The 21,224-nt window shown below is 49.6% G+C and carries 23 protein-coding genes; 11 read left to right on the top strand and 12 right to left on the bottom strand.

What is annotated here, in order from left to right:
* Nucleotides 1–24: 24 nt before the first annotated feature.
* Together LJN55_RS10005 and LJN55_RS10000 are read right to left on the bottom strand one after the other, a co-directional pair.
* Complete coding sequence (locus LJN55_RS10005) at nt 25–705, bottom strand: EAL domain-containing protein (protein WP_227536177.1); 681 nt, start codon at nt 703–705, stop codon at nt 25–27.
* A 137-nt stretch (nt 706–842) separates the two neighbouring features.
* A complete protein-coding gene (locus LJN55_RS10000) occupies nt 843–2,324 on the bottom strand; it encodes a SulP family inorganic anion transporter (protein WP_159337253.1) in 1,482 nt (493 codons plus the stop codon).
* A gap of 351 nt (nt 2,325–2,675) precedes the next feature.
* On the opposite strand from LJN55_RS10000, the gene ychF reads away from it, so the two are divergent.
* Entirely contained in the window at nt 2,676–3,767 is a 1,092-nt protein-coding gene (gene ychF, locus LJN55_RS09995; RefSeq protein ID WP_227536176.1) for a redox-regulated ATPase YchF, read from the top strand.
* 111 nt (nt 3,768–3,878) lie between these two features.
* Here the strand turns inward: ychF and LJN55_RS09990 are convergent, their stop codons facing one another.
* Nucleotides 3,879–5,108, bottom strand: coding sequence for a sensor domain-containing diguanylate cyclase (locus tag LJN55_RS09990; protein ID WP_227536175.1), 1,230 nt, complete (start codon nt 5,106–5,108; stop codon nt 3,879–3,881).
* Between the two features lie 480 nt (nt 5,109–5,588).
* A complete protein-coding gene (locus tag LJN55_RS09985; RefSeq protein ID WP_227536174.1) occupies nt 5,589–6,722 on the bottom strand; it encodes a GNAT family N-acetyltransferase in 1,134 nt (377 codons plus the stop codon).
* Nucleotides 6,723–7,176: 454 nt separating this feature from the next.
* Between LJN55_RS09985 and LJN55_RS09980 the strand changes: the two genes are divergently transcribed.
* The 4 genes from LJN55_RS09980 to spt are packed head-to-tail and all read left to right on the top strand — an operon-like array spanning nt 7,177 to nt 11,291.
* Nucleotides 7,177–8,925: a fatty acyl-AMP ligase gene (locus tag LJN55_RS09980; RefSeq protein ID WP_227536173.1), complete on the top strand. Its 1,749-nt coding sequence runs from the start codon at nt 7,177–7,179 to the stop codon at nt 8,923–8,925.
* A gap of 5 nt (nt 8,926–8,930) precedes the next feature.
* Nucleotides 8,931–9,842 (top strand): NAD-dependent epimerase/dehydratase family protein, encoded by a 912-nt coding sequence (locus tag LJN55_RS09975; protein WP_212816050.1) that lies wholly within the window; start codon nt 8,931–8,933, stop codon nt 9,840–9,842.
* A gap of 29 nt (nt 9,843–9,871) precedes the next feature.
* Nucleotides 9,872–10,132: an acyl carrier protein gene (locus tag LJN55_RS09970; protein ID WP_133843445.1), complete on the top strand. Its 261-nt coding sequence runs from the start codon at nt 9,872–9,874 to the stop codon at nt 10,130–10,132.
* Nucleotides 10,119–11,291: a serine palmitoyltransferase gene (gene spt, locus LJN55_RS09965; protein ID WP_227536172.1), complete on the top strand. Its 1,173-nt coding sequence runs from the start codon at nt 10,119–10,121 to the stop codon at nt 11,289–11,291. The genes LJN55_RS09970 and spt overlap by 14 nt, the downstream gene beginning before the upstream one ends.
* An 18-nt stretch (nt 11,292–11,309) precedes the next feature.
* On the opposite strand, the gene lptG is transcribed toward spt, so the two are convergent.
* The 7 genes from lptG to LJN55_RS09930 all read right to left on the bottom strand — a co-directional run bounded on the left by lptG (nt 11,310) and on the right by LJN55_RS09930 (nt 17,889).
* A complete protein-coding gene (gene lptG, locus LJN55_RS09960; protein WP_212814445.1) occupies nt 11,310–12,389 on the bottom strand; it encodes an LPS export ABC transporter permease LptG in 1,080 nt (359 codons plus the stop codon).
* Nucleotides 12,386–13,456, bottom strand: a complete 1,071-nt coding sequence (gene lptF, locus LJN55_RS09955; protein WP_133843440.1) for an LPS export ABC transporter permease LptF — start codon at nt 13,454–13,456, stop codon at nt 12,386–12,388. Before lptF ends, lptG begins: the two co-directional genes overlap by 4 nt.
* A gap of 68 nt (nt 13,457–13,524) precedes the next feature.
* Entirely contained in the window at nt 13,525–14,109 is a 585-nt protein-coding gene (locus LJN55_RS09950; RefSeq protein WP_227536171.1) for a YtfJ family protein, read from the bottom strand.
* Between the two features lie 54 nt (nt 14,110–14,163).
* Nucleotides 14,164–15,000: a hypothetical protein gene (locus LJN55_RS09945; protein ID WP_227536170.1), complete on the bottom strand. Its 837-nt coding sequence runs from the start codon at nt 14,998–15,000 to the stop codon at nt 14,164–14,166.
* The gene (locus LJN55_RS09940) at nt 14,997–16,334 is read right to left on the bottom strand and encodes a lipopolysaccharide biosynthesis protein (RefSeq protein ID WP_227536169.1); all 1,338 of its coding nucleotides are present in this window, start codon (nt 16,332–16,334) and stop codon (nt 14,997–14,999) included. The genes LJN55_RS09945 and LJN55_RS09940 overlap by 4 nt, the downstream gene beginning before the upstream one ends.
* 47 nt (nt 16,335–16,381) lie before the next feature.
* A complete protein-coding gene (locus LJN55_RS09935) occupies nt 16,382–17,140 on the bottom strand; it encodes a nucleoside/nucleotide kinase family protein (protein ID WP_407647808.1) in 759 nt (252 codons plus the stop codon).
* A gap of 11 nt (nt 17,141–17,151) precedes the next feature.
* On the bottom strand, nt 17,152–17,889 hold the full coding sequence (locus LJN55_RS09930) for a nucleoside/nucleotide kinase family protein (RefSeq protein ID WP_227536167.1): 738 nt from the start codon (nt 17,887–17,889) through the stop codon (nt 17,152–17,154).
* 182 nt (nt 17,890–18,071) lie between these two features.
* On the opposite strand from LJN55_RS09930, the gene LJN55_RS09925 reads away from it, so the two are divergent.
* The 4 genes from LJN55_RS09925 to LJN55_RS09910 all read left to right on the top strand — a co-directional run bounded on the left by LJN55_RS09925 (nt 18,072) and on the right by LJN55_RS09910 (nt 20,070).
* Nucleotides 18,072–18,773, top strand: coding sequence for a dTMP kinase (locus tag LJN55_RS09925; protein ID WP_227536166.1), 702 nt, complete (start codon nt 18,072–18,074; stop codon nt 18,771–18,773).
* Between the two features lie 282 nt (nt 18,774–19,055).
* The gene (gene ycgZ, locus LJN55_RS09920; RefSeq protein WP_133843411.1) at nt 19,056–19,301 is read left to right on the top strand and encodes a regulatory protein YcgZ; all 246 of its coding nucleotides are present in this window, start codon (nt 19,056–19,058) and stop codon (nt 19,299–19,301) included.
* Between the two features lie 174 nt (nt 19,302–19,475).
* Nucleotides 19,476–19,775, top strand: coding sequence for a hypothetical protein (locus LJN55_RS09915; protein ID WP_133843409.1), 300 nt, complete (start codon nt 19,476–19,478; stop codon nt 19,773–19,775).
* 46 nt (nt 19,776–19,821) lie between these two features.
* Nucleotides 19,822–20,070, top strand: a complete 249-nt coding sequence (locus tag LJN55_RS09910) for a biofilm/acid-resistance regulator YmgB/AriR (protein ID WP_167864566.1) — start codon at nt 19,822–19,824, stop codon at nt 20,068–20,070.
* Between the two features lie 24 nt (nt 20,071–20,094).
* On the opposite strand, the gene LJN55_RS09905 is transcribed toward LJN55_RS09910, so the two are convergent.
* On the bottom strand, nt 20,095–20,298 hold the full coding sequence (locus LJN55_RS09905) for a hypothetical protein (protein ID WP_212816041.1): 204 nt from the start codon (nt 20,296–20,298) through the stop codon (nt 20,095–20,097).
* Nucleotides 20,299–20,639: 341 nt separating this feature from the next.
* Between LJN55_RS09905 and LJN55_RS09900 the strand changes: the two genes are divergently transcribed.
* Complete coding sequence (locus tag LJN55_RS09900) at nt 20,640–20,870, top strand: YgdI/YgdR family lipoprotein (protein ID WP_133843404.1); 231 nt, start codon at nt 20,640–20,642, stop codon at nt 20,868–20,870.
* A 15-nt stretch (nt 20,871–20,885) separates the two neighbouring features.
* Nucleotides 20,886–21,116 (top strand): YgdI/YgdR family lipoprotein, encoded by a 231-nt coding sequence (locus tag LJN55_RS09895; RefSeq protein WP_133843402.1) that lies wholly within the window; start codon nt 20,886–20,888, stop codon nt 21,114–21,116.
* Nucleotides 21,117–21,224: the final 108 nt, after the last annotated feature.

Here is a 21,224-nt window from a genome sequence, read left to right as displayed (position 1 = left end):
GCTGGGGTATAAGCCACAGCGAGGCTACAAATTTTCACAGCGCAGACCGTCACTGTGATCCAGATTTTCCAGTGTCAGTGCCGGGCTGAAATAACCCTGCACGCCCCAGATTTTGCTGTTACGCAATGTCTCCAGTTGCCCATCTCCGGCCACGCCTTCAACAATCACCCGATTGGTGTACTGACGAATATGGTTAATCAGTACGGTAAAAAACGGTTTATCGACGTTTTCGAGATAAAACTGCCGATCAAGTTTCACCGCTTCAAACATGTTCGACTGCAGTGCGTTGAGATTGGCATCGCCTGCGCCCAGGTCATCAAGCCAGATAATATTCAGTTGCTCAATCAAGGTCCGCAACAGCGGATTATTCATGCCATCATGCAGATTGGGAAAATCTTCCGACAGTTTCAGCCGCACAAAAGGCAGCTGGCTGAGGATTTGCTGAATAAACGATGACTCGGTGACGGCACGCGCCAGTTGAAAATCAATGGCGACACTACACAGCAAGCCGTGCTGACGAAAATAGTCCGCATACTCTTCAACGATCAGCAACTGATTTAACAACCGCTCCTGTGGCGACAGAGACGGAAGAACAGCCCCTGACAGGCCGGTGACGGCCTGGGGCTGCGGCCGGTAGCTCAGATCGATAGCGATCAACTCACCGGTAAGCGTATGAACAGGAGTACAAAAAAAATCGTTTTTCATGCCGTCGGGCCAGTTAACGGGCATCCTGCCAGTGAATACAATCGCCGCACAGATAAACTATAGAAGTAAATTCTGTATTCGCCGTCGCAGAACGACGATTTTTAGGTTATCGGCAGGACCAGCGCCAGCTTTATGGTTCAGACATCATTGCTAGCAACTTTATAATCGGGATCATCAAGTTCATGGCTGCAAAACGGCCCGGCCTGTTGCAGTAAACTGATACAATCCTCACTAAGATGACGCAGACGCAGGCTTTTTCCCGCTTCCAGATAGCGTGCCGTTAATTTATCGATCGCCTCCACGCCGCTGGAATCCATGACCCGAGTGCGAGCAAAATCAATCACCACATGATCCGGGTCCTGCTCCGGGTGGAAAAGCTCCTGGAAACTGGCCGTTGAGCCAAAGAACAGTGGCCCTTCCAGTTGATAGGTTTTCTGCCCTTCTTCCTCAGACTGCGCCAGAATACTGATGCGTGCGTGCTGCCAGGCGAAAACCAGCGCCGAGATAATCACCCCGCAAATCACCGCCATCGCCAGATCGGTAAAAATGGTCACCAGCGTCACCGCCACCATGATCACCGCATCCGCTTTCGGCATCCGCTTCAGACGACGCAGCGAGCTCCACTCAAAGGTGTTGATGCAGACGACAAACATGATCCCGGCCAGCGCTGCAACCGGCAGTAAGGCAATATATTGTGACAGACTCACGACAAACAGGATCAGCAGCACCGCCCCGACCAGATTTGAAATGCGCCCGCGCCCACCTGAGGTAAAGTTGATAATCGACTGGCCGATCATCGCACACCCGGCAAAGCTGCCAAAGAAGCCGCAGATCGTGTTACCAATCCCCTGGGCTACGCATTCCTGATTTCCCGCGCCCTTCTTACTGCCCATTTCATCCAGCACGGCCAGCGTTAACAACGACTCAATCAGCCCGACCAGTGCAATCACCACGGCGTAAGGCAGCACGATTTTCAGGGTTTCCCAGCTCAGAGGCGCGGTGGGCAGATGGAACGAGGGTAGCGTGCCGGAAATATCCGCCAGATCGCCCACGCGTTTGGTGTCCAGCCCCAGACCAATTGCCAGTGCACTGATGGCAATTAAGGCGGCCAGCGAGCCGGGGATCGCTTTTGTCAGTTTTGGGAACCACCAGACGATCAGCATCGCCAGCGCCACCAGGGCATACATCACCGGCCCCTGCCCTTTGATCATCGGGAACTGCGCCAGCATGATGACAATCGCCAGCCCGTTCACAAAGCCGTAGATCGCCGGTTGTGGCACCAGACGGATAAACTTGCCCAGCCGCAAGACGCCAATCGACAGCTGAATCAGCCCGGCGAGAATGGTCGCCAGCAGAACATATTCGTAGCCGTGCTGAGTAATCAGGCTGATCAGCACCACAATAATCGACCCGGCTGCACCCGAGATCATCCCCGGTTTACCGCCGAAAAAGGCCGTCACCAGCCCGAGAATAAAAGCGGTATGTAAGCCGATGGTCGGTGACAGGCCCGCCAGCAGAGAAAATGCGGTCGCTTCGGGGATCAGCGCGACAGACACCACAGCACCGGCCAGTACGTCATTTTTGACGTCACTCGCCCTGAAATTGCTCAGGTTAAACATGGTATTTCCATTATTTTAATGTGATCGTTTTTCTGCACCCCGGCGTTCGGGCACAGCTGGCTCGTCAGAGTGACGAGTGGCGGCAACAGGCGTTGCACTGGCGGGGGGCTCTTAAGGTGGCGTAAGCAGGAAGCGATGCATCTGCGTGGTTCTCCGGTTTCTGTAAAGACACGTCAGTATGAAAAAATGTGAGTCCGATCTCAAGAGATAACTTCATCCGTGCCTGAGAAATCACCCGCCTCCGGGCGGTAATTACGTGTATAATGCGCGGAAACTTTTAAGACAACCGTCTGTGACACTATCAGCGCAGGTAAAAGTGCGTTGATTATCAAGCTATTAAGGTGATTCAACATGGGATTCAAATGCGGTATTGTGGGCCTGCCTAACGTCGGGAAATCCACGCTGTTCAATGCGTTAACCAAAGCGGGCATCGAAGCTGCGAACTTCCCGTTCTGTACCATTGAGCCAAATACCGGCGTCGTGCCGATGCCTGATTCACGTCTGGACCAGCTGGCTGAGATCGTCAAGCCACAGCGCATTCTGCCAACCACGATGGAATTCGTTGATATCGCCGGTCTGGTAAAAGGCGCGTCCAAAGGTGAAGGCCTGGGTAACCAGTTCCTGACCAACATCCGTGAAACTGAAGCTATCGGCCACGTGGTGCGCTGCTTCGAGAACGACAATATTATCCACGTGAATAATAAAGTGGATCCGGCTGACGACATCGACACCATTAATACCGAGCTGGCGCTGTCCGACCTGGACACCTGTGAGCGTGCGTTGCAGCGCGTGCAGAAGAAAGCCAAAGGTGGCGATAAAGACGCGAAAGCAGAACAGATTGCACTGGAGAAGTGCCTGCCGCATCTGGAAAAAGCCGGGATGCTGCGTACGCTGGATCTGAACGACGATGATAAAGCCGCCATTCGCTACCTGAGCTTCCTGACCCTGAAGCCCACCATGTACATTGCTAACGTGAACGAAGACGGTTTTGAAAATAACCCGTACCTCGATATCGTGCGTGCGATTGCTGAGAAAGAAGGCTCTGTTGTTGTGCCAGTGTGTGCTGCCGTAGAGTCCGACATTGCTGAGCTGGAAGATGGTGACCGCGAAGAGTTTATGGCCGAGCTGGGTATTGAAGAGCCGGGTCTGAACCGTGTGATCCGCGCCGGTTATGCCCTGCTGAACCTGCAAACCTACTTCACCGCGGGCGTGAAAGAAGTGCGTGCATGGACTATCCCGGTGGGCGCAACGGCTCCGCAGGCTGCCGGTAAAATCCACACCGACTTCGAGAAAGGCTTTATCCGTGCTCAGACCATCGCCTTTGATGACTTCATCACCTACAAGGGTGAGCAAGGGGCGAAAGAAGCCGGTAAAATGCGTTCAGAAGGGAAAGACTACATCGTGAAAGATGGCGATGTGATGAACTTCCTGTTCAACGTCTGATTAGTTTCTGTTGCCTCATGAGGTTTTACAGAACCTCATGAATGTCACAAAAAACGCTAAAATCCACGCCATTGCGTGGATTTTTTATTTCCCGGCGTCTCAGAGAATAACTCAGCCAGGTTCGAAAAACTGATAGGAGTCATCACGTCGTGCTTTCGCCTGGTACATCGCTAAATCCGCATTTTCAAATAACACCCTGGCCGATGTCGTCCCGAAACGTGCGAGGCTGATTCCAATAGCAGCCCCGATTTTGACTTCCACATTATTGACAGTAAATGGCGTTTTCAGTCCGTCAATAATACGCTGGGCAATGGCGGACGCCGCCTCACGATCGCCGCATCTGGCGGTTACCACGAACTCATCTCCTCCCATGCGTGCTACCGAGTCGCCCGGGCGCATGCAACCCTGTAGCCTTTCACTTACCTGCTGCAGCAACGTATCCCCTGCCGCGTGCCCCATCGAATCATTGACTGCCTTGAACCCATTCAGATCGATAAACAGCACAGTGGTGTATGACAGGTCTTCAACCTGCTCAAGCATGCAGCGCACCTTGTCGTTAATCCAGGCTCTGTTGGGCAATCCGGTTAACGGATCGCGCGATGCCTGTTGCTCCAGCATCAGCATCTTTTCTTTATCACGAGTGATATCGCGCGAAACCAGCACTGCCCCGATGTTTTTGCCAGTGGAAGGATCGCTGACGCCGCAGGCCTTAGTACCCAGCGCAATGTAGTGACCATTGCGATGGAGTTTGCGCACCTCGACGACGTCCGGCTGTTCGCCACCGTTGAAGATGTTTACCAAGGTATCTGTTGCAGGTGCGCGGTCGTCAGGATGCAGGAAGTCCACCACCCGCTGGCCTACCATTTCATCGGCTGACCAGCCAATCATTTCGCTGTAGGAGGGCGAGATCGAAACATATCGGCCATCCGCATCACAATGAGCGATCAGATCCGTGCTGTTTTCAATCAACAGACGGTATTCTGCCGCCGTACGCAGCGCGTCCTCAAGCGCTTTACGCTGTCCGGTAATATCCAGAACGAAACCGCTGTACTGCAGACGTGAAGCGCCCGGCAGGCCTGAAACAATCACATGTCGCATCGTCCCATCCAGACAGTTTATCGGCACTTCGATATGAAAAGGTGTCATACCTTCTAATGCTGCGGTCAGTTGCAGCGCAATCTTGCCATCCTCATCAGCCTGCGCGAACCGGAGCCATTCACTTAGCGTTATGCCTTTAAGAACGGGCATCATGCCTGCAGGACTTTCCTGACTGGCAATACAGATGCCTTGTGCATCCGTGGACCAAACGGCGGAGAGTGTAGGTTTGATCGCGATGTTCATGCTGGTGGTTCCGTTATTTGCTGATGATGCTGAAAACATTTAATACTGCGTCTAAAACCCAAAAGGTGTTTCGGAAGGGAGTCTGGTAACGAGAATCTCAGTCACTCACGCTGGCAATCGCTGCAGCCTGTTAAGCAACATTCTCAATGGTGCCATTTAACCCCCAGAGAGGTTCGAAAAATCATCGATGACGCAACTCAAGAAAAGTATAGCGACTCCGTGTTTATCGGCCAATGAACCCGCAAGCTTTAATCAACCCGCATGACACATCGCCTGTATCATCTGTAACTGTAGCGTTTAATCTACGTAATGTTGACCAGCCTCACGCTTATCAATGACAACCCCAGCCTGAAGAACGTTGACTCTGAGCTCACTACCCGGGTCTAAGAGCCCCCCCTGTAAAGCGATCGGTCACGGCGATTTTAGAAGCCCAGGCCCCCCCTCTGTGCGGGGATGAGACCCGTTCTTATCGCTTCTCCTCTACACATCACTCAACACCTTCTCATACAGCCGATAACGCTTATACGGCACCGCACCTACCCGCTCCAGCATCGAACACATACTACGGTTAGTTTCCAGAATCCACGACATCTCTAATGCCTCGATCCTGCGCCTGGCAAAAGGATCGCGTAACGCCTCAATCAGCAGCAGCGCAATCACCGGTCCTGTCCGGCTAAACTGATACTCCTGGCGCACTCCCATCAACGGCACGCGCGCGGTGCGAACGCCGCTCACTTTCAGGCGCCATAACAATTTTGCCCAACCAAATGGCAATAAGCGTCCGTTTAAATCCGCGATGGCCTCATTAACATTGGGCAAGCCGACAATAAAAGCGCAGGGCCTGGCATCGATTTCAGCGATGTAGATCAGGTCGTCAGGGACCAAAAACTTAAGCTGGTCGCCCATCACGGCAAACTCATGCTGCGTAAAAGGAACAAAGCCCCAGTTGTTTTGCCAGCCGGAGTTAAAGATCTGCCGCATGATCTGCATCTCTTCACCAAACTGACTACGGTTGAGACGGCGGATGGTGACCTTTTTGCGCACCTGGTCCATCAGGCGGGTTAATGACGGGGAAAAGTGCAGATCGGTACGGCGCATCCACCAGGCCGTTAAGTCTATGCCTTTCGCGTAACCCTGCTGCTCCAGCGCCTTCGCATAATAAGGCTTACCGTGCGGCATCATGGTCGAAGGCGGTGTATCAAAACCCTCGATAAGCAACCCACTCTCCTGATTAATATTCAGTCCAAAAGGCCCGGTGATTTTCCGTGCGCCCTTCGACTTCAGCCACCTCTCTGCCGCGCTAAACAGCGCGCTAAACACCCCAGGATCGTCAATGGCCTCAATCATGCCAAAATGCCCGGTGTCAGCCCCATAACGCTCGCGATGTAAGGTATCGACCTGCGCGGTGATACGCCCAACCACTCTGCCCTCTTTCTTAGCCACCCACGCCTGCCATTCAATATGTTCTGCTGCGGGGTTTTTCTTAGAAAGATGCTCTGCGCGTTCACTATATAAGGGGGCTATCCAGTGAGGATCATCACGATAGAGTAACGAGGGGAAAGTGATGAATACCTTACGTTCATCCTTATTCTTCACTTTTTCGATGCAAATCATAAAACCCTTAAGCTTTACTATAAAAGAAACAATAGTAACCTGAAAAAAAATCATTAAACTTGCGTTTCACTGCTATTTACCCGCGCATTTAAATTTAATTAAGGCATGAAAAATTATCACTTGAAGAGATATTGCTATTTTTACCTGTTAATGCGCTTCCCACCGTCAACATTAAACAAAGCATACACTTCATCGAAGCTTGTCGTCATAATAACGGCTGAGCAATGACATGAGAACATTACCCCTCCCGGGGGGAGCCCATCAAAATAGCTGCAACTAACCACATGACAAAATCGACATCTTAATAAAAATCGAGGCTTTCAATGCTAATAGATACTGAAATTACAATTCAACACAAAATTTAATTCAAAATCACTAGCGCATGAATACATATATTGATTTTTACAAAAAACAATATTTTTCGCGGCTACTCTTTTAGGGTGATTGTTAATCTATGGATCCATTATATCTGTCTGAAACTAGTTCAATCCATTCTCTTCCCCTGCGCCATGCTGATTTCCCCAGTCTGGTGGAAGCATTAAATTACGCAGCCCAGGGAAATACCGGAATGAATTTTTACGACCGACGAAATCAGCTCTTAGCTGTACTGGAATATCGTTCACTAAAACAGCGTGCTATTGCAGGAGCGCGACGCCTGTTATCACTCAATCTTAATCGGGGCGACCGCGTGGCACTGATTGCTGAGACGGAGGTAGGCTTTGTCGAAGCTTTCTTTGCCTGCCAGTATGCAGGGCTGGTTGCCGTACCGCTGGCGGTCCCAACGGGAATGGGTCAGCGTCATTCTTATATTACGAAACTCCACGCGCTATTAATCAACTGTCAGCCTGTTGCTATTATCAGTAATGAAGAGTGGTTGCCCCTGATTAGCCCGGCCTGCACGGATGCGATGACCATTCATATTCTTAGCAATACTGACTTTCAGGAGTTGCCGGAGAAAGAGGTCGAATTACCCCTGCCATCACCCAATGATATTGCCTATCTCCAGTACACATCGGGCAGTACGCGCTTTCCACGTGGTGTGATGATTACCCACCGCGCGGCTATGTCTAATCTGCAGGTGATAAGCCGTCACGGTATCAACGCACGGGTGGGCGACCGTTGTATTTCCTGGCTACCGTTTTATCACGATATGGGGCTGGTGGGCTTCCTGTTGACGCCAGTAGCAACCCAGCTATCCGTCGATTATTTACGCACTCGGGACTTCGCCATGCGTCCGATGCAGTGGTTAAAATTAATCACGAAAAATCGTTGCAGTATTTCTGTCGCGCCCCCCTTCGGCTATGACTTGTGCTTACGCCGATGTAATGATAAAGAATTAGCCGGAATTGACCTCGCCAGTTGGCGTATCGCGGGTGTCGGCGCTGAACCTATTTCCGCTGAGCAACTGACTCTGTTTGCTCAACACTTCAGTCAAGTTAATTTTAATAGCAAGGCTTTTATGCCTTGTTATGGATTGGCGGAAAATACACTGGCAGTCTGCTTCGTGGAAGAGAACTCAGGCCTGCTGATTGACAAGGTTGACCGTAGCATTCTTGAATATCAGAATAAAGCAGTGCCACCAGGCCCGCACACTCAATCAACCTCGGCCTTTGTTAATTGTGGCAAAGCCCTGCCGCATCACCGCATCGAGATTCGTAGCGACACGGGCATTCCGTTATCTGAGCGTGAAGTCGGAAATATTTTTATTTCAGGCCCCAGTTTAATGAGCGGCTACTTTCAGGATGCCACATCGCAACAGGAGATCCAGTCTAAAGGATGGATGGATACGGGTGATTTAGGCTATTTGCTCAATGGTTGCCTGTTTGTCACCGGGCGGAAGAAAGATCTGATGATTATCCGGGGCCGTAATATATGGCCTCAGGATATTGAATATATTGCCGAGCTGGAGCCAGAAATTCATTCCGGTGATGCAATAGCCTTCGTTACCGCTCACGATCAGAATGCCCGGATCATTTTGCAAATCCAGTGCAGGGTCAGTTCCGAAGAGCGTCGGGCGCAAATCATCCATACGTTAACATCGCATATTCACAGCGAATTTGGCGTTACTGTCGGGATTGAACTGCTGCCACCGCATAGTCTCCCGCGCACCTCTTCAGGTAAACCGGCCCGTGCGGAGGCGAAGAAACGCTATCTTAACGCGCGGAATGACGCCATCAACACGCATGCAAAGCTGGCAGGTTGACCGCCATGCCCGTTACGATCGCCCTCACCGGCATGACAGGCTTTATCGGCAGGCATATTGCTGAGAATTTGCTGGCGCGGGGTTTTGCCGTGCGGGCGCTCACCCGCAGCAAAGCTGATAAAACATCAGTGAACAATCTGACGTGGATAACAGGCGATCTGGATAACCCCGATGCGCTCTCTGAATTAGTTTACGGTGCTGAGAGCGTGGTGCATTGTGCGGGCCAGGTTCGTGGGCACAAAGAAGCGATCTTTACTCACTGTAATGTCACCGGCAGTCTGCAACTGCTACAGGCGGCTAAAAAAAGTGGCCACATTAAGCGTTTCTTATTTATGTCTTCTCTGGCTGCCCGCCACCCTGGTTTGTCATGGTATGCCCATTCCAAATATGTTGCAGAACAGCAGTTAACTGCCCGCGCGGCGGATATGACCCTCGGAATATTTCGCCCAACGGCGGTGTACGGCCCCGGCGACAAAGAACTCAAACCGCTGTTCACCTGGCTTTTGCGTGGCGTACTTCCCCGGATGGGAGTATCAGATGCCCGGCTGTCTTTCATCCATGTCAGCGATTTAGCAGAGGCCGTTGGGCAATGGCTAGTCGCCGAACCACAGCCGACTCTTCCCTATGAGCTCTGTGATGGTAATTCCTATAGCTGGCAGCGATTACAACAGATTGGTGAGAACGTGCGTAATGGAAGAGTGCGCTTAATCACAGTTCCTTTCCCTGTGCTCAACCTTATGGCTGATATCAGCCAGGTGTCGAGCAGACTTTCTGGAAAAGAACCGATGCTGACGCGCAGCAAAATTCATGAATTAACCCATCCGGATTGGTCTGCAAGTCATCTCAGTTTGTCCCGACATATTCACTGGAGCCCGATGATAAGTTTGATTCATGCCCTGCGTGAAGGACTCTTTTAATCATCAGATAAGAAGGAATTTAAATTTCTATGATAAATCATGATGCTGTAATGAATTATATTATTCAATGTTTGCAGAATATGGTCGCCAGTGACGTGGAGATACATCCTGACAGCAATCTCATTGATGAACTGGGCCTGGAGTCCATCAAGGTCATGGATCTGTTAATGATGTTAGAAGACAGATTTGATATTCCCATTCCGATAAATATTTTGCTGGATGTCAGAACACCCGAACAGCTGCGGGATGCTTTACTTCCTCACCTGGAGAAAACGTATGGGCCTTTATGACAAATTTGCACCCAATATAAACTATCGGGAACACGTCCAGGCATCCGGGTTATGTCCTTTCGGCACCTGTATTGATGAAATCTATTCAGCGACGGAAGGACGCATTGGCCATCAAAAGATTATTCTGGCGGGGACCAATAACTATCTGGGCCTGACATTTAATCCTCAGGCGATCGCGAGCGGTCAGGCAGCATTAGCCGCTCAGGGAACAGGCACCACCGGCTCACGTATGGCGAATGGGAGTTACGGAATGCATCTGGCTTTAGAACACGATTTGGCCACTTTTTTTAACCGGCCGACGGCCATTGTCTTCTCTACTGGTTATACCGCTAATTTAGGTGTTATCAGCACCCTTGCCGATCACGATGCCGTTGTGTTACTGGATGCAGACTGCCACGCCAGCATCTATGATGCGTGCACCCTGGGAGGCGCGGACATCATTCGGTTCCGTCACAATGATGCCCGGGATCTGGAACGCCGCATGCTGCGTCTTGGCGCGCGCGCGCGCGAAGCCATCATTATTGTTGAAGGCATTTACAGCATGTTGGGTGATGTGGCTCCGTTGGTTGACATTGCTGATGTTAAACGCCGTCTTGGGGGGTATCTGATCGTCGATGAAGCGCACTCCTTTGGCGTGATGGGTCACACGGGCCGGGGTCTGGCTGAAGCACTCGGCGTTGAGCAGGATGTTGATATCATTACCGGCACATTCAGCAAAAGTCTGGCTTCCGTTGGTGGCTTTGCCGTCGGTCCGCTGGCCATGGAGGCACTGCGCTACAGCAGTCGCCCTTACATCTTCACCGCCTCCCCCTCGCCCTCCACGATAGCCTCTGTTCGCTCCTCTTTAAGGACCATTTCACAGCATCCGGAGCTGCGTGAAACACTCTGGGATAATGCGCGTCGGCTCTATCAGGGACTGAAAAAACGGGGTTACACGCTTGGCCCCAACATCAGCCCGGTGGTCCCGGTGGTGATGGAGTCGAAAGAAGAAGGTCTGCGTTTCTGGCGCGATCTGATAGAAAAGCATGTCTATGTCAACCTGGTATTACCCCCCGCCACTCCTGCGGGTCAAACGCTACTGCGCTGCAGTGTCAGCGCGGCCCACAGTAAAGCACAAATCGATACCATCATTCAGGCATTCGCCGATCTAAAGCGCTAGTACGCCCTTGCCCTGCGGCTAATGCCGTTGATCAAAGCGATATACCAGCAACAGGGCGAGGATCAACAGTAATACAGGCGGTGCCACTGTCGTTAGCGGTGCATTCAGTGAGAGTAATATCCCTAAGTTGATGATGATTTGATCGGTGATCCAGGCCAGTAGCCCCACAATAACACCGGTGGCTAAACGGCTTCCCAAGCCTGGCGAGCGAGGGAGGCTAAAGGTGAAGGGGATCGCCAGTAAAATCATGGCAAGCGTTAAAATAGGCCTTCCCAGTTTCTGCCACAGGGCAATAGCAAATTCCTGACTGGGCTGATGCGTATCTTGCAGGTAGCGAATATAACGACAGAGCTGTCTGATGGAGAAGCTGTTAGCGGGCATAGTCAGTTCAGTCAGGCTGATATGAGAAAAAAGAGAGGCCCAGGGCAGCGTATCCAGCCTGCTAACCTCTTCTTTTCCGTTCCGCCATTTCTTTTGATAAACATCATGCAGAATCCATATTCCATTATCCAGAATGGTGGCGTGTTCGGCATAAATGTAGGATTGCAGCGAGAGATCTTTCTGGTAGGAAAATATTTCAACGCCCAGCGGTTGATGATGTTTATCCAGGTTTTTTACCGTAGCAAACTCATCATTGCGCCTGGCCCACAGCCTGTTTTGGGTATTATCGCTATTCGCCTCCAGGGAAATAGCGCTGCTTTTCAGTTGAATTGCGCGTTGCTGTAAGGGCGAGGCCCCCCATTCATCAACTGTGCTGAGAGCCAGGGTTAAAATCAATCCGGCACACACCATTGCCATGGCGATGTTAAAGATGGAAAAACCCACCGTTCGCATCGCCGTTAACTCCAGGTTTTTAGAAAGCAGTCCTAATCCTACGATCCCACCGAGCAGCGCAATAAATGGCCCCATATCAATCAGGCTTCTGGGCAGAGTCATCAACACCACCAAAATGGCCTGAGTCCAGTGGTATCCACCCGGTGTGACATCATCCAGCTCACTAATCAGGTTAAACGTAGTAAAAAGCGGAATGAGCAATCCTGCTGCAGCCGCAAATCCGGTGAAGACATGACGCAGTAAATAACGGCTGAAGAGTGTCATCGCAAAAATTTTTGCCATAACGAAAAGTCACGCGCCATCAGTATCACGACGCCAGCCAGCATCAGTAAGGACAAAAACCAGACGCCCGGAATAACAGGAAAGGCGCTATTGGCTACCAGTGTGCGGCACAGATTGCCGCCATAAAAAATAAGGGTAAATACGAGGGTTAAGGGCAGTAATGTGGTAAAACGCCCCTGCCGTGGCTTGATACGGCTTAACGAAATCGCCAATAACGTCATCAATATCGTATTGAGCCCACGGCTTTCTCGCCATTGTCGTTCGGCGATATCAGCCGGAGCGGTCGAGCGCGATAATGTCGTGATTGATGCCGACTTACGCTTCATCAATGTCGTTGGCTGGATCGCTTTAAGGTGCAGATGCTGATCCTGATAACGCATTTCCTGGTCCCCCCATCCCCGATGATCCAGCACATAAGACGTTCCTGTGTGCAGCAGGACAGAGGGCGATGAAGACAGCGTACCCAGCACTGTGACCTTCCTTGCCCGGTATATATGGCTCTTGTTATCGGATGAGGTATAAATCAGCGCATCGGTTAATACGTTGTTCGCCGCGTCAACCGTTGAAGCGACCACCATCCGCCCATCGTCATTCACATTAAATTTATTGGCTATCAGATGATTCACGTTCATTTCAGACTGCGAGCGCTGTTCTAACTGATAAATCTCTCCGTAAGCCCAGGGTCTGGCGTACAACGAGAGAAGCATGACCCCTATTCCGAAAGGAATGGCAAGCCATAGCACGGCTTTATAAATCCGTATCGGGCTGGCCCCCGCAGCGTGCATCGCGGTGATCTCTGAGTCATTGTAGAGTTGGCCCAGAGCGACCCCAACGGCAACATAGAGCCCCACCGGGATCAGCATTTCGAGTGAAATAAGCACTTTATAAAAGACAATATCGAGCACGACCCCCAGCGATAATGTGCCATTAGCGGCTTCGGTCAGATAGCGCTGAGCTGAATAACTGGCAAAGATAACTATCAGAAAACCGACAAGGGTCAGCACTAACCGTTGGGTCTGAGTCACAATATAACGCTCGATCACGTCCATAGATGATGAAAATCCCACATTCACTGGCTCAGATAACCTGACGGGCAATCTTAACCAGGACAGACACTTTATTTTGGTGAGTCCGCGTTACGAGGTTTCTCATCCAGCAGATTCAGCACGTTTTTGAGCACCTGACAGACTTCCTCCGGCGTCAAAGCCCCCTCTTTCGCCCACTGAATACGTCCGGCATTATCCAGCACTAAAATGGTTGAACTCTCTTCCTCAAGTTGCCAAGATTTGCGGCCAATACCGTGGCTGTCGATAATAAATTGCGCCCAGGGGTAGCGTTTTTTATTTTTCTCGATTTTTTTCCGCACGAAAAATTGGGTGCCCGGGATCTCGTCGTCGGTGTTAACAAGGGTTGTCGGCTGAAAACGATCGGCAGGGAAATTCGCATTCTTGATCGCACTAATCAGCAATGAATTCTTCTTCTTCGCCGAAGTACGCCCGGCAATATACTGAACGACACGGACTTTCCCTGCCAGCTCTGAACTCTGCCAGGGTTGATAACGTAAGCGATTGTCATTCAATAACAGCTCTCCCCGATCCCTGATAACTATCGGAGCAACCCGCTCACCGATAATAAAGTTATGTGCCGATCCTGCCAACGGCCACAACAGCAGTGCCATAGACATCAGTCTGCATAATCTCATCGCGCTTCCTTTTTTGCGCCTGTTCCTGTTCAGCGCTCTCTGAGCACTGTCTTCTTATAATGGATACCGTGCGAGCAGTAGCTCCAGACGCTGGCGCAGATGAATATCCAGCTGAGCGAGTTCGTCGTAGCGTCTTCTCCCTGACAAATTATCAGCGACCATTTCATCATGCTTATCGCCCATCACCCCATTAATAGCGGCTAAGAAGCGTGAGATCTGATGGAAATCCTGATTGCCCGGGTCGATAGATCTTAACGTGTCATAATAAGATACCTGCTGGCTGACAATTTTACGCACAACGTGAAACTCTCGCCCTGTCAGCGCGGTTTTAGCGATTAAAACCTGTAGTTTTCTTATCTGTTTTTTCCGGTAGGCAATAAAATGACTGGCCGAATCTAATGGCATATCACGCAGGGAAAAGTAAACCCAGTTCCAGATCGGTTTACTCAGATAAAAACACAGTATTCCGGCATAAAATTTTACCGCTCTTATATTACTGTTACGAAATGCATCCTGAAGTTTCCCGAGCAGGACCGTTGTTTTACTGAACCAGAGTCTGGATAGATGTTTTTTACTATAGAGTCTCTGCGCGAAGCGTAAATGTTTATAGCGGGATCGAATGTATTTAAACTGCATCCTGGCATTATCAGACAATGTGTCCCCCCTCAATAATTCACGAACTAAATGCAATAGTTCATGACGATCAACTCCCTCTTCCCAATACTGCAGGCACAAAGCATAGTTTTCACGCAGGCTATCCTGTGAGCATTGCACATCGATCCGCTGGGGAAGACTGACATTTTCATCCACAAGGTCATCTTCATTGATTGCAGAAAAGAGCAGCTGTAGGGTTTCAGGTGAAAATGTCTTCCCTACGTATCCATTCGTCATTGATGACTCTCCTTTGGTTCCCTAAAAATCAATAAATGGCGGTGCCGCCAGGTATATAAAACAGGGATAAATGACAACATAACGTCCAGACATTGTCCGCCCAGATAGGCAAACGCGGCACCCGACACGCCGAATAAATGAGAAAATACGATTAAGAGAATGATATACGCAGCGGATGCTACCGTTTGAGCCACTAAAAACGCGCGTTGTTTTCCCGCCATAAATAGCAATGACTCCTGGGGAAAACCTATCATAGAAACGATAATCGCGCAGAGCATCACCCGGATTAAGTCATATGCCATCAGGTAGCTTTGTCCGAATAAAAGAGAAATTACCGGCTTACCGACCACCACCACCACCAGCGCAACGAGTATGCCAACTCCCCCCGCTAAACAAGCCGACTTAAGGCCCAATAACCACGGTCTTTTCGTTCGTGGGTCCAGGCGCATAATTTCAGGATAAAAACTTTTTTCCAGCAATTTAGCCGGCGATCCAGCAGCAGCAAAAAATGTCATCGCAATCTTGAATAACCCGGCCGCTGAAGGTCCTAACATAATCCCCACTAACACCGCACTACCTGAATTCCGCGCAGCCCAAACAGAGTGAGCAATGTTGGTTATCCACACAAAATTCCATGCACCTTTGATTTTACGTGCCGTGCCAAATAAGCCTGGTCGTAATGCATGATGAATATCCCTGCGGCGTAACTCCCGCCAGGCAAACCACCAATAGAGTGAACCACCGATCATATTGGAGGCATACCAGGTGATAATAAATCCCGCGAAACCAACATCACCGAAGTAACAAATCACACTCCCCGCGGCACGAAGAAAGGGCCGTGTGGCTTGCTGAATTGCAATCAGATCGAAACGGTTTACGGCCCGCAAGATCCCCGTCGGGGTCGCTGCCACCAGCGAGGGGATCAGCGTGCAGTAAAACATGGCAAGCCAGAAACTATCGGAATCAAGCCCCAATGAGTGAGAAAGTAATGGCAGCAGTAACATCCCCACAATGACGGCCACGGCACCGCTGGCGATATCTAATCCAAAAGAAAAGGAAATAACATCACGAAATTTTTCCAGGTTCTTACTGGCTAATGCCGGCGTACCATATTGCACCACCAATTGCCACGTCTGGAATTTTACAAAATCGCTGATCGCTTTTGCATAGGACTCAATGACGACAAGCACCCCAAACATCTCTGGTGACAGGCCTTTTCCCGCGCAAGACAGTGCCAGTAGTCCCAGTAAGGCACTGACAACCTGACTGGAACCTAAATACGCGGCGTTACGAATAATCGTACGAAAAACACCATCTGAGAACCCATGCTTCATCGGTTAACACCTGCCAAATTCCATTTCAACCAGAGAAAACGCGACATTCACAGCATCGGTTTTCTAGCCGAAGAGATCTCAGCGACAGACAATACGGCATTCAATGCCTTATCCAGAACGTCGCTATAGGGTGCTCTTGCGTCCAGCTCAACGATGGTCGCATCGTTGTAATGAATCCTTTCCATGACGGCGATCTTATCCCTTAGCTCATCGTAATCATGATCCGGCTTGCGCGAAAAAGCGGTATCGATATCAATGCCGAGACGGATAACTAACGCAGGACGATATAACGCCATTTGCTGATACAACCGTTTTTCGCGTTTTGCTAAATGCGTCAAAAACCAGCCAGTCACGCGCTCCACGCCAATGCCGGGTCCATCATAGTGAAAACCTGAAATTTCGGCCTGCGGATAACGGTCGCTAATCACCCATACGCCGCGCTGTGACAGATGCAGAACGTGACGCAATTTAGCCCTGCGACGTAACGAGAATAAATACATAATGAATGCAACCCATAAAGCAGGGGAATGGGTACTCATGTTTTGATTCTTTGAAGAGCGCGTCGCCAGATAGCGTTCAAGCCATATGCCAATAAAGGGCACGCGTTTAATTTTATCGCCATCTTCCCCGGATACCAGTCCCAAATAACGGCGTTCCGTCACGCGGTATTGATTCAACATCTTTACCAAATCGAGAGTCAGTGTCGACTTTCCCGTTCCGTCACATCCCACCACGGCGATAAGACCAGGAATAACACGCGAACGGGAGGGATTATGTTCATTCACTTTATTTTCCCGCCTTATCATCAATGATAATCTCAATCACAGGCCTGATCGTGCGATAGTGGAATATAAGCATTAATCACACGTAACGATGCTCTAAACACGTCATCTTTCGGATGACGGGCATTTAAATCACAGATAGCCGCACCATTAAAATTAAGATGAGGGATGACCTCAATCTTTTCGCGCAGCGCTTGCAATGTGTGATCGGGCTTACGTAAGTGCGCCGTATCTGCATCAATATTCAGTCTGATTAACAACATGGGCGGATAGGAGGCCATCCATTGATACATTTTTTTTTCACGTTTTCTGAGTGTGCTTACCCACCAGTTTCCCCCCGCAGTTTTAGCCAACTGAGGACCATCAAAACGAAAACCCGCGACTTCTGCCTGAGGATAGCGATCCGTCACCAACACGCGTCCTTGCTCACTTCTGGCCAGCATTCGCTTGAATTTATACGCCCGCCAACAGGAAAGCAGATAGATCACCAGCGCAGTGAACGCGCCCGGTGGCGCGGAAGAACGCTGATGCACCTGGATGGCCTTTGCCCGTAAGTAACGACTTAAAGGCGCGCCAATCAGAGGAAGGCCGCTGATCCATTCCCCGATACGCCCCGATGACTGCCCGAGATAAAGTAACTCTGTCGGTTCTGATAGGGAGAGATAAGCGACCAGACGAGATGCCAACGTTGATTTACCTGAACCATCGCACCCAATAATAGCAATAACTCGCAATGGCGTAGAATAAGTTAAACGATTTGTCTGTTTTCGCACAAATAGCCCAATATTAATAAATGTTGCATTAATATTAAGTCATCTCATCTGCGAAAATATTTGCTCTGCGTGCCATAAGAAATATCATTTGTGACTTCATGTGTTTTCTAAAATGAAGAAAACTTGATGAGCTGGAAATAAACGCGTATTTTCACGGAGAAATAAAGGAGAAGAGTCATCGAATGAAAATCACATTACCCCCACTGATTGCGGTTATTGGCAGTGATGGTTCAGGAAAATCGACTGTCTGTAAATATCTTATTCATTATGTAAAAAAATACGGCCCGGCAATACACATTCATCTTGGGAAACAGTCTGGAAACGTAGGCCGCGCACTCACCCAGTTGCCTCTGTTAGGGAATTCACTGGGCAAGTCGATTAAGCGCCATAATACTGTCAACCCCACAGCGCTTCCCGGTTTGCTGCCGTCCCTGGTCATTATATGTTTCGTCCTGCGCCGTTTGTTGCGTTTCCGGCATATGCTGGCATCTCGTCGCCGTGGAATGATGGTATTAACCGACCGTTTTCCCCAGGTACAAATCCCCGGAACTTATGATGGCCCGGTATTCCCGGTTAATGCGCCCGGCAGTCGCTTTGTTTCCTGGCTGGCGACTCTCGAACGTAAAGCGTTTTACTGGATGACGACACAGAAACCAGACTTAGTGATAAAGCTGAATGTTGATTTGGATGTCGCCTGTGCTCGCAAACCGGACCATCTTGCTGAATCACTGGCAAAAAAGATTGCCATTACCCCTTTGCTGACCTTCGAAGGTGCCCACATTGTTGATATTGATGCAAACCAATCACTGGAAGAGGTCCTTATTGTTGCTGAAAAAGCCGTATCTGATTTTATGGAAGCGCACGGCTATCCTTTAAGCGAATAACAAGACGTCTTAAGTCATACACCCCCGGTAGTGACCGTCAGTCATGACGGTGATCCTCGCGATCCACCCTGAAATTCAGACTATTCCCCCTTTTCCCTGCAATATAGAAATGTATCATTTCTGCATAAACCCACTTATAACTCTATGATATGTAAGTGTTAGCACTTTTTACTCAAGCAAATAGCGAATGAAAATTCACTATTTCTGTACAAACTAATCATAGATGTATAACTTTATTGCGGAAATTTTGACTATATTGATTTACGACTGAGGGACATTGTTATGCGTCAGGACGGTTCCAACCCGAAGATTGAAAATGACATCAGCCGTTATTTTAGCGAAGTAACGATGCCTTCTCAGCAGGAAACGCTTGGCCAGATTGTGGTTGAGATCCTGCGTTCAGGGCGTCAAATTAACCGGAAGGCTATTTGTTCAAAGCTGCTGACGCGCCTTGAACTGGCATCAGGACCGGAGCAGGAACGGCACTATCAAGAACTGATCGGCCTGTTGTTTGGCCGCGGGGACTGAGTTTCAAAGCAGTATGTTTGCGGATTAACGACATTGACGTACGCGTTAGGTTACAACTCAGTCCGACCATCTGACCGTCCTGGCCGCCAGCGTTAAGCAGGCATGGCATTAACGGGATGCAGGTTCCTGCGGGCATGTACGCTATGCCCGTATCACTGATTCAGAGAAGTTGGTATGTACAGAAACGAAGACGAAGAAGAGTTACTCTCCGATATTATTTTGGGTGAAGCGGTGATGGTTCTGTTGAAAGCCGATGCCGCCATCAGCAGTGCAGCCCTGGTTCGCCAGTTACAAATGATGGCTGCCGCAGAGCAAGATACCTCGCGGCAACGCGCCTGCCGGCGGGCGATTGCGGAGGTCCGGGATCACCAGGCTCCTGTTCGTGACAGCGATACGCAAGAGATTCGCGATCGCGACAATGTCACACACCTGTTTACCAGTGAAGGCCCGGCTGACGGCACCAAAAAACACTGAGCGTTTCCACTTTAACTTTATTGATAAGGCGAACAGCATGGAGCACATGCAGCAGATATCCCCTGAATCCGAAATCCTGTCTTACTTTCAGGGCGGCGGTGAAAAGTATTCACACGAAGTGCAGGTTCTGGGGGCTGTGATTAAGGAGCTCTCCGCTGAGGGCACGCACGTCAGCAATAAAGCCATGATCCTGAAACTGATTGAGAAGCTGGAGACCACCACCGATGTAATCCAGCTGGATGTCTATCGTCAGGTGCTGGAAGTGGTGGTAGGCATGACGCCTGACGATGCGTAACTGCGTTGTTATTAATGAGGGTTATCAATGGAAGCTTTCCAGCAGATAACGAAATGCCTGTCGATAGATGCCCTGAGTGTGGGCATCATTTGCTCTGGTGCTGTGAGCCTGGAGCATAATTAATACGCTCTTTTTATCCAGAGGCTGGTTGGCCGCAATCAGTTCTGAGACTGCCCTGCCAATAACTGCATAAATTTCTTTTGGATAGTCCTTATTATTACCGTGCACATGCACCCCTTGTCTGGCTGTATGTACTTACATATTATCATTTCACCTTAAATAATGCACATGCTGCACTAAACACCCCGCTACAATATGCTCATCGCCATAACAAAAAAGATTAAAAAATTGATTTTCAACGATTTATTATTAACTTTCACGAAGGATAAATTCACAACCCCTTTCGCTAACTACTGAATGGCAATAACAACAATAAAAATCAAGCCTGACTTAATCTTTTCAGAATATTCCGTTTCTTCTCATATTTTTAAATGTAAATGCGCAAAATCGCCAAACCCTTCTATAATTAAAACGTTCGAATGAGAAAGATATCTATAAGGAAATCCCAAATGAAAGTCACACTGTTTAAAGCGACCTTTATCGCAGCGTCTCTGTTCATGCTTGCTGGCTGTGCTTCAAATCAGTCCATTCAAACCACCGACGGTAAAACGATCGTCACCGATGGTAAACCGCAGGTCGATGATGAAACCGGACTGGTCTCCTATAAGAATGCCGAAACGGGTAAGACTGAACAGATTAATCGTGAGCAGATTAAAAACATGAGTGAACTAGATAACTAAATAACAGGAGTTCAGATGAAAAAGATCATGGCACTTTCTCTCGCAGCTTTGTTTTGTGTGACCGCGCTGTCTGGCTGCACCCGCAGCAGTTATGCCATTCATACTAACGATGGCAGAACGATTATCAGTGACGGCAAACCGAAAGAAGACGCCAAAACGGGTCTGATTGCTTACACCGATGCTAACGGCACTGAACAACAGATTAATAAAGGTGACGTTAAAGAGCTCAGTGAGCTGCCGAAATAATCGTTACAGCCCCTCACGGGGCTTTTTACTGCCTGCTTTTTACCTGCTGCTATTGCTCCCTCCTCCTCTACCTGAAAAACTCGCCCGGACCGCTGATTTTCTGATGTA

This window comes from Erwinia rhapontici (genome assembly GCF_020683125.1).
Taxonomy (GTDB): domain Bacteria; phylum Pseudomonadota; class Gammaproteobacteria; order Enterobacterales; family Enterobacteriaceae; genus Erwinia; species Erwinia rhapontici.
The sequence above is the reverse complement of the archived record's forward strand: the minus strand, read 5'-3'. Positions and strand labels throughout refer to the sequence as shown.

Bases quoted from the DNA above. Each gene is read 5' to 3' on its own strand.
- LJN55_RS10005 (WP_227536177.1), bottom strand. From the start codon at position 705: ATGAAAAACGATTTTTTTTGTACTCCTGTTCATACGCTTACCGGTGAG.
- LJN55_RS10000 (WP_159337253.1), bottom strand. From the start codon at position 2,324: ATGTTTAACCTGAGCAATTTCAGGGCGAGTGACGTCAAAAATGACGTA.
- ychF (WP_227536176.1), top strand. From the start codon at position 2,676: ATGGGATTCAAATGCGGTATTGTGGGCCTGCCTAACGTCGGGAAATCC.
- LJN55_RS09990 (WP_227536175.1), bottom strand. From the start codon at position 5,108: ATGAACATCGCGATCAAACCTACACTCTCCGCCGTTTGGTCCACGGAT.
- LJN55_RS09985 (WP_227536174.1), bottom strand. From the start codon at position 6,722: ATGATTTGCATCGAAAAAGTGAAGAATAAGGATGAACGTAAGGTATTC.
- LJN55_RS09980 (WP_227536173.1), top strand. From the start codon at position 7,177: ATGGATCCATTATATCTGTCTGAAACTAGTTCAATCCATTCTCTTCCC.
- LJN55_RS09975 (WP_212816050.1), top strand. From the start codon at position 8,931: ATGCCCGTTACGATCGCCCTCACCGGCATGACAGGCTTTATCGGCAGG.
- LJN55_RS09970 (WP_133843445.1), top strand. From the start codon at position 9,872: ATGATAAATCATGATGCTGTAATGAATTATATTATTCAATGTTTGCAG.
- spt (WP_227536172.1), top strand. From the start codon at position 10,119: ATGGGCCTTTATGACAAATTTGCACCCAATATAAACTATCGGGAACAC.
- lptG (WP_212814445.1), bottom strand. From the start codon at position 12,389: ATGACACTCTTCAGCCGTTATTTACTGCGTCATGTCTTCACCGGATTT.
- lptF (WP_133843440.1), bottom strand. From the start codon at position 13,456: ATGGACGTGATCGAGCGTTATATTGTGACTCAGACCCAACGGTTAGTG.
- LJN55_RS09950 (WP_227536171.1), bottom strand. From the start codon at position 14,109: ATGAGATTATGCAGACTGATGTCTATGGCACTGCTGTTGTGGCCGTTG.
- LJN55_RS09945 (WP_227536170.1), bottom strand. From the start codon at position 15,000: ATGACGAATGGATACGTAGGGAAGACATTTTCACCTGAAACCCTACAG.
- LJN55_RS09940 (WP_227536169.1), bottom strand. From the start codon at position 16,334: ATGAAGCATGGGTTCTCAGATGGTGTTTTTCGTACGATTATTCGTAAC.
- LJN55_RS09935 (WP_407647808.1), bottom strand. From the start codon at position 17,140: ATGATAAGGCGGGAAAATAAAGTGAATGAACATAATCCCTCCCGTTCG.
- LJN55_RS09925 (WP_227536166.1), top strand. From the start codon at position 18,072: ATGAAAATCACATTACCCCCACTGATTGCGGTTATTGGCAGTGATGGT.
- ycgZ (WP_133843411.1), top strand. From the start codon at position 19,056: ATGCGTCAGGACGGTTCCAACCCGAAGATTGAAAATGACATCAGCCGT.
- LJN55_RS09915 (WP_133843409.1), top strand. From the start codon at position 19,476: ATGTACAGAAACGAAGACGAAGAAGAGTTACTCTCCGATATTATTTTG.
- LJN55_RS09910 (WP_167864566.1), top strand. From the start codon at position 19,822: ATGCAGCAGATATCCCCTGAATCCGAAATCCTGTCTTACTTTCAGGGC.
- LJN55_RS09900 (WP_133843404.1), top strand. From the start codon at position 20,640: ATGAAAGTCACACTGTTTAAAGCGACCTTTATCGCAGCGTCTCTGTTC.
- LJN55_RS09895 (WP_133843402.1), top strand. From the start codon at position 20,886: ATGAAAAAGATCATGGCACTTTCTCTCGCAGCTTTGTTTTGTGTGACC.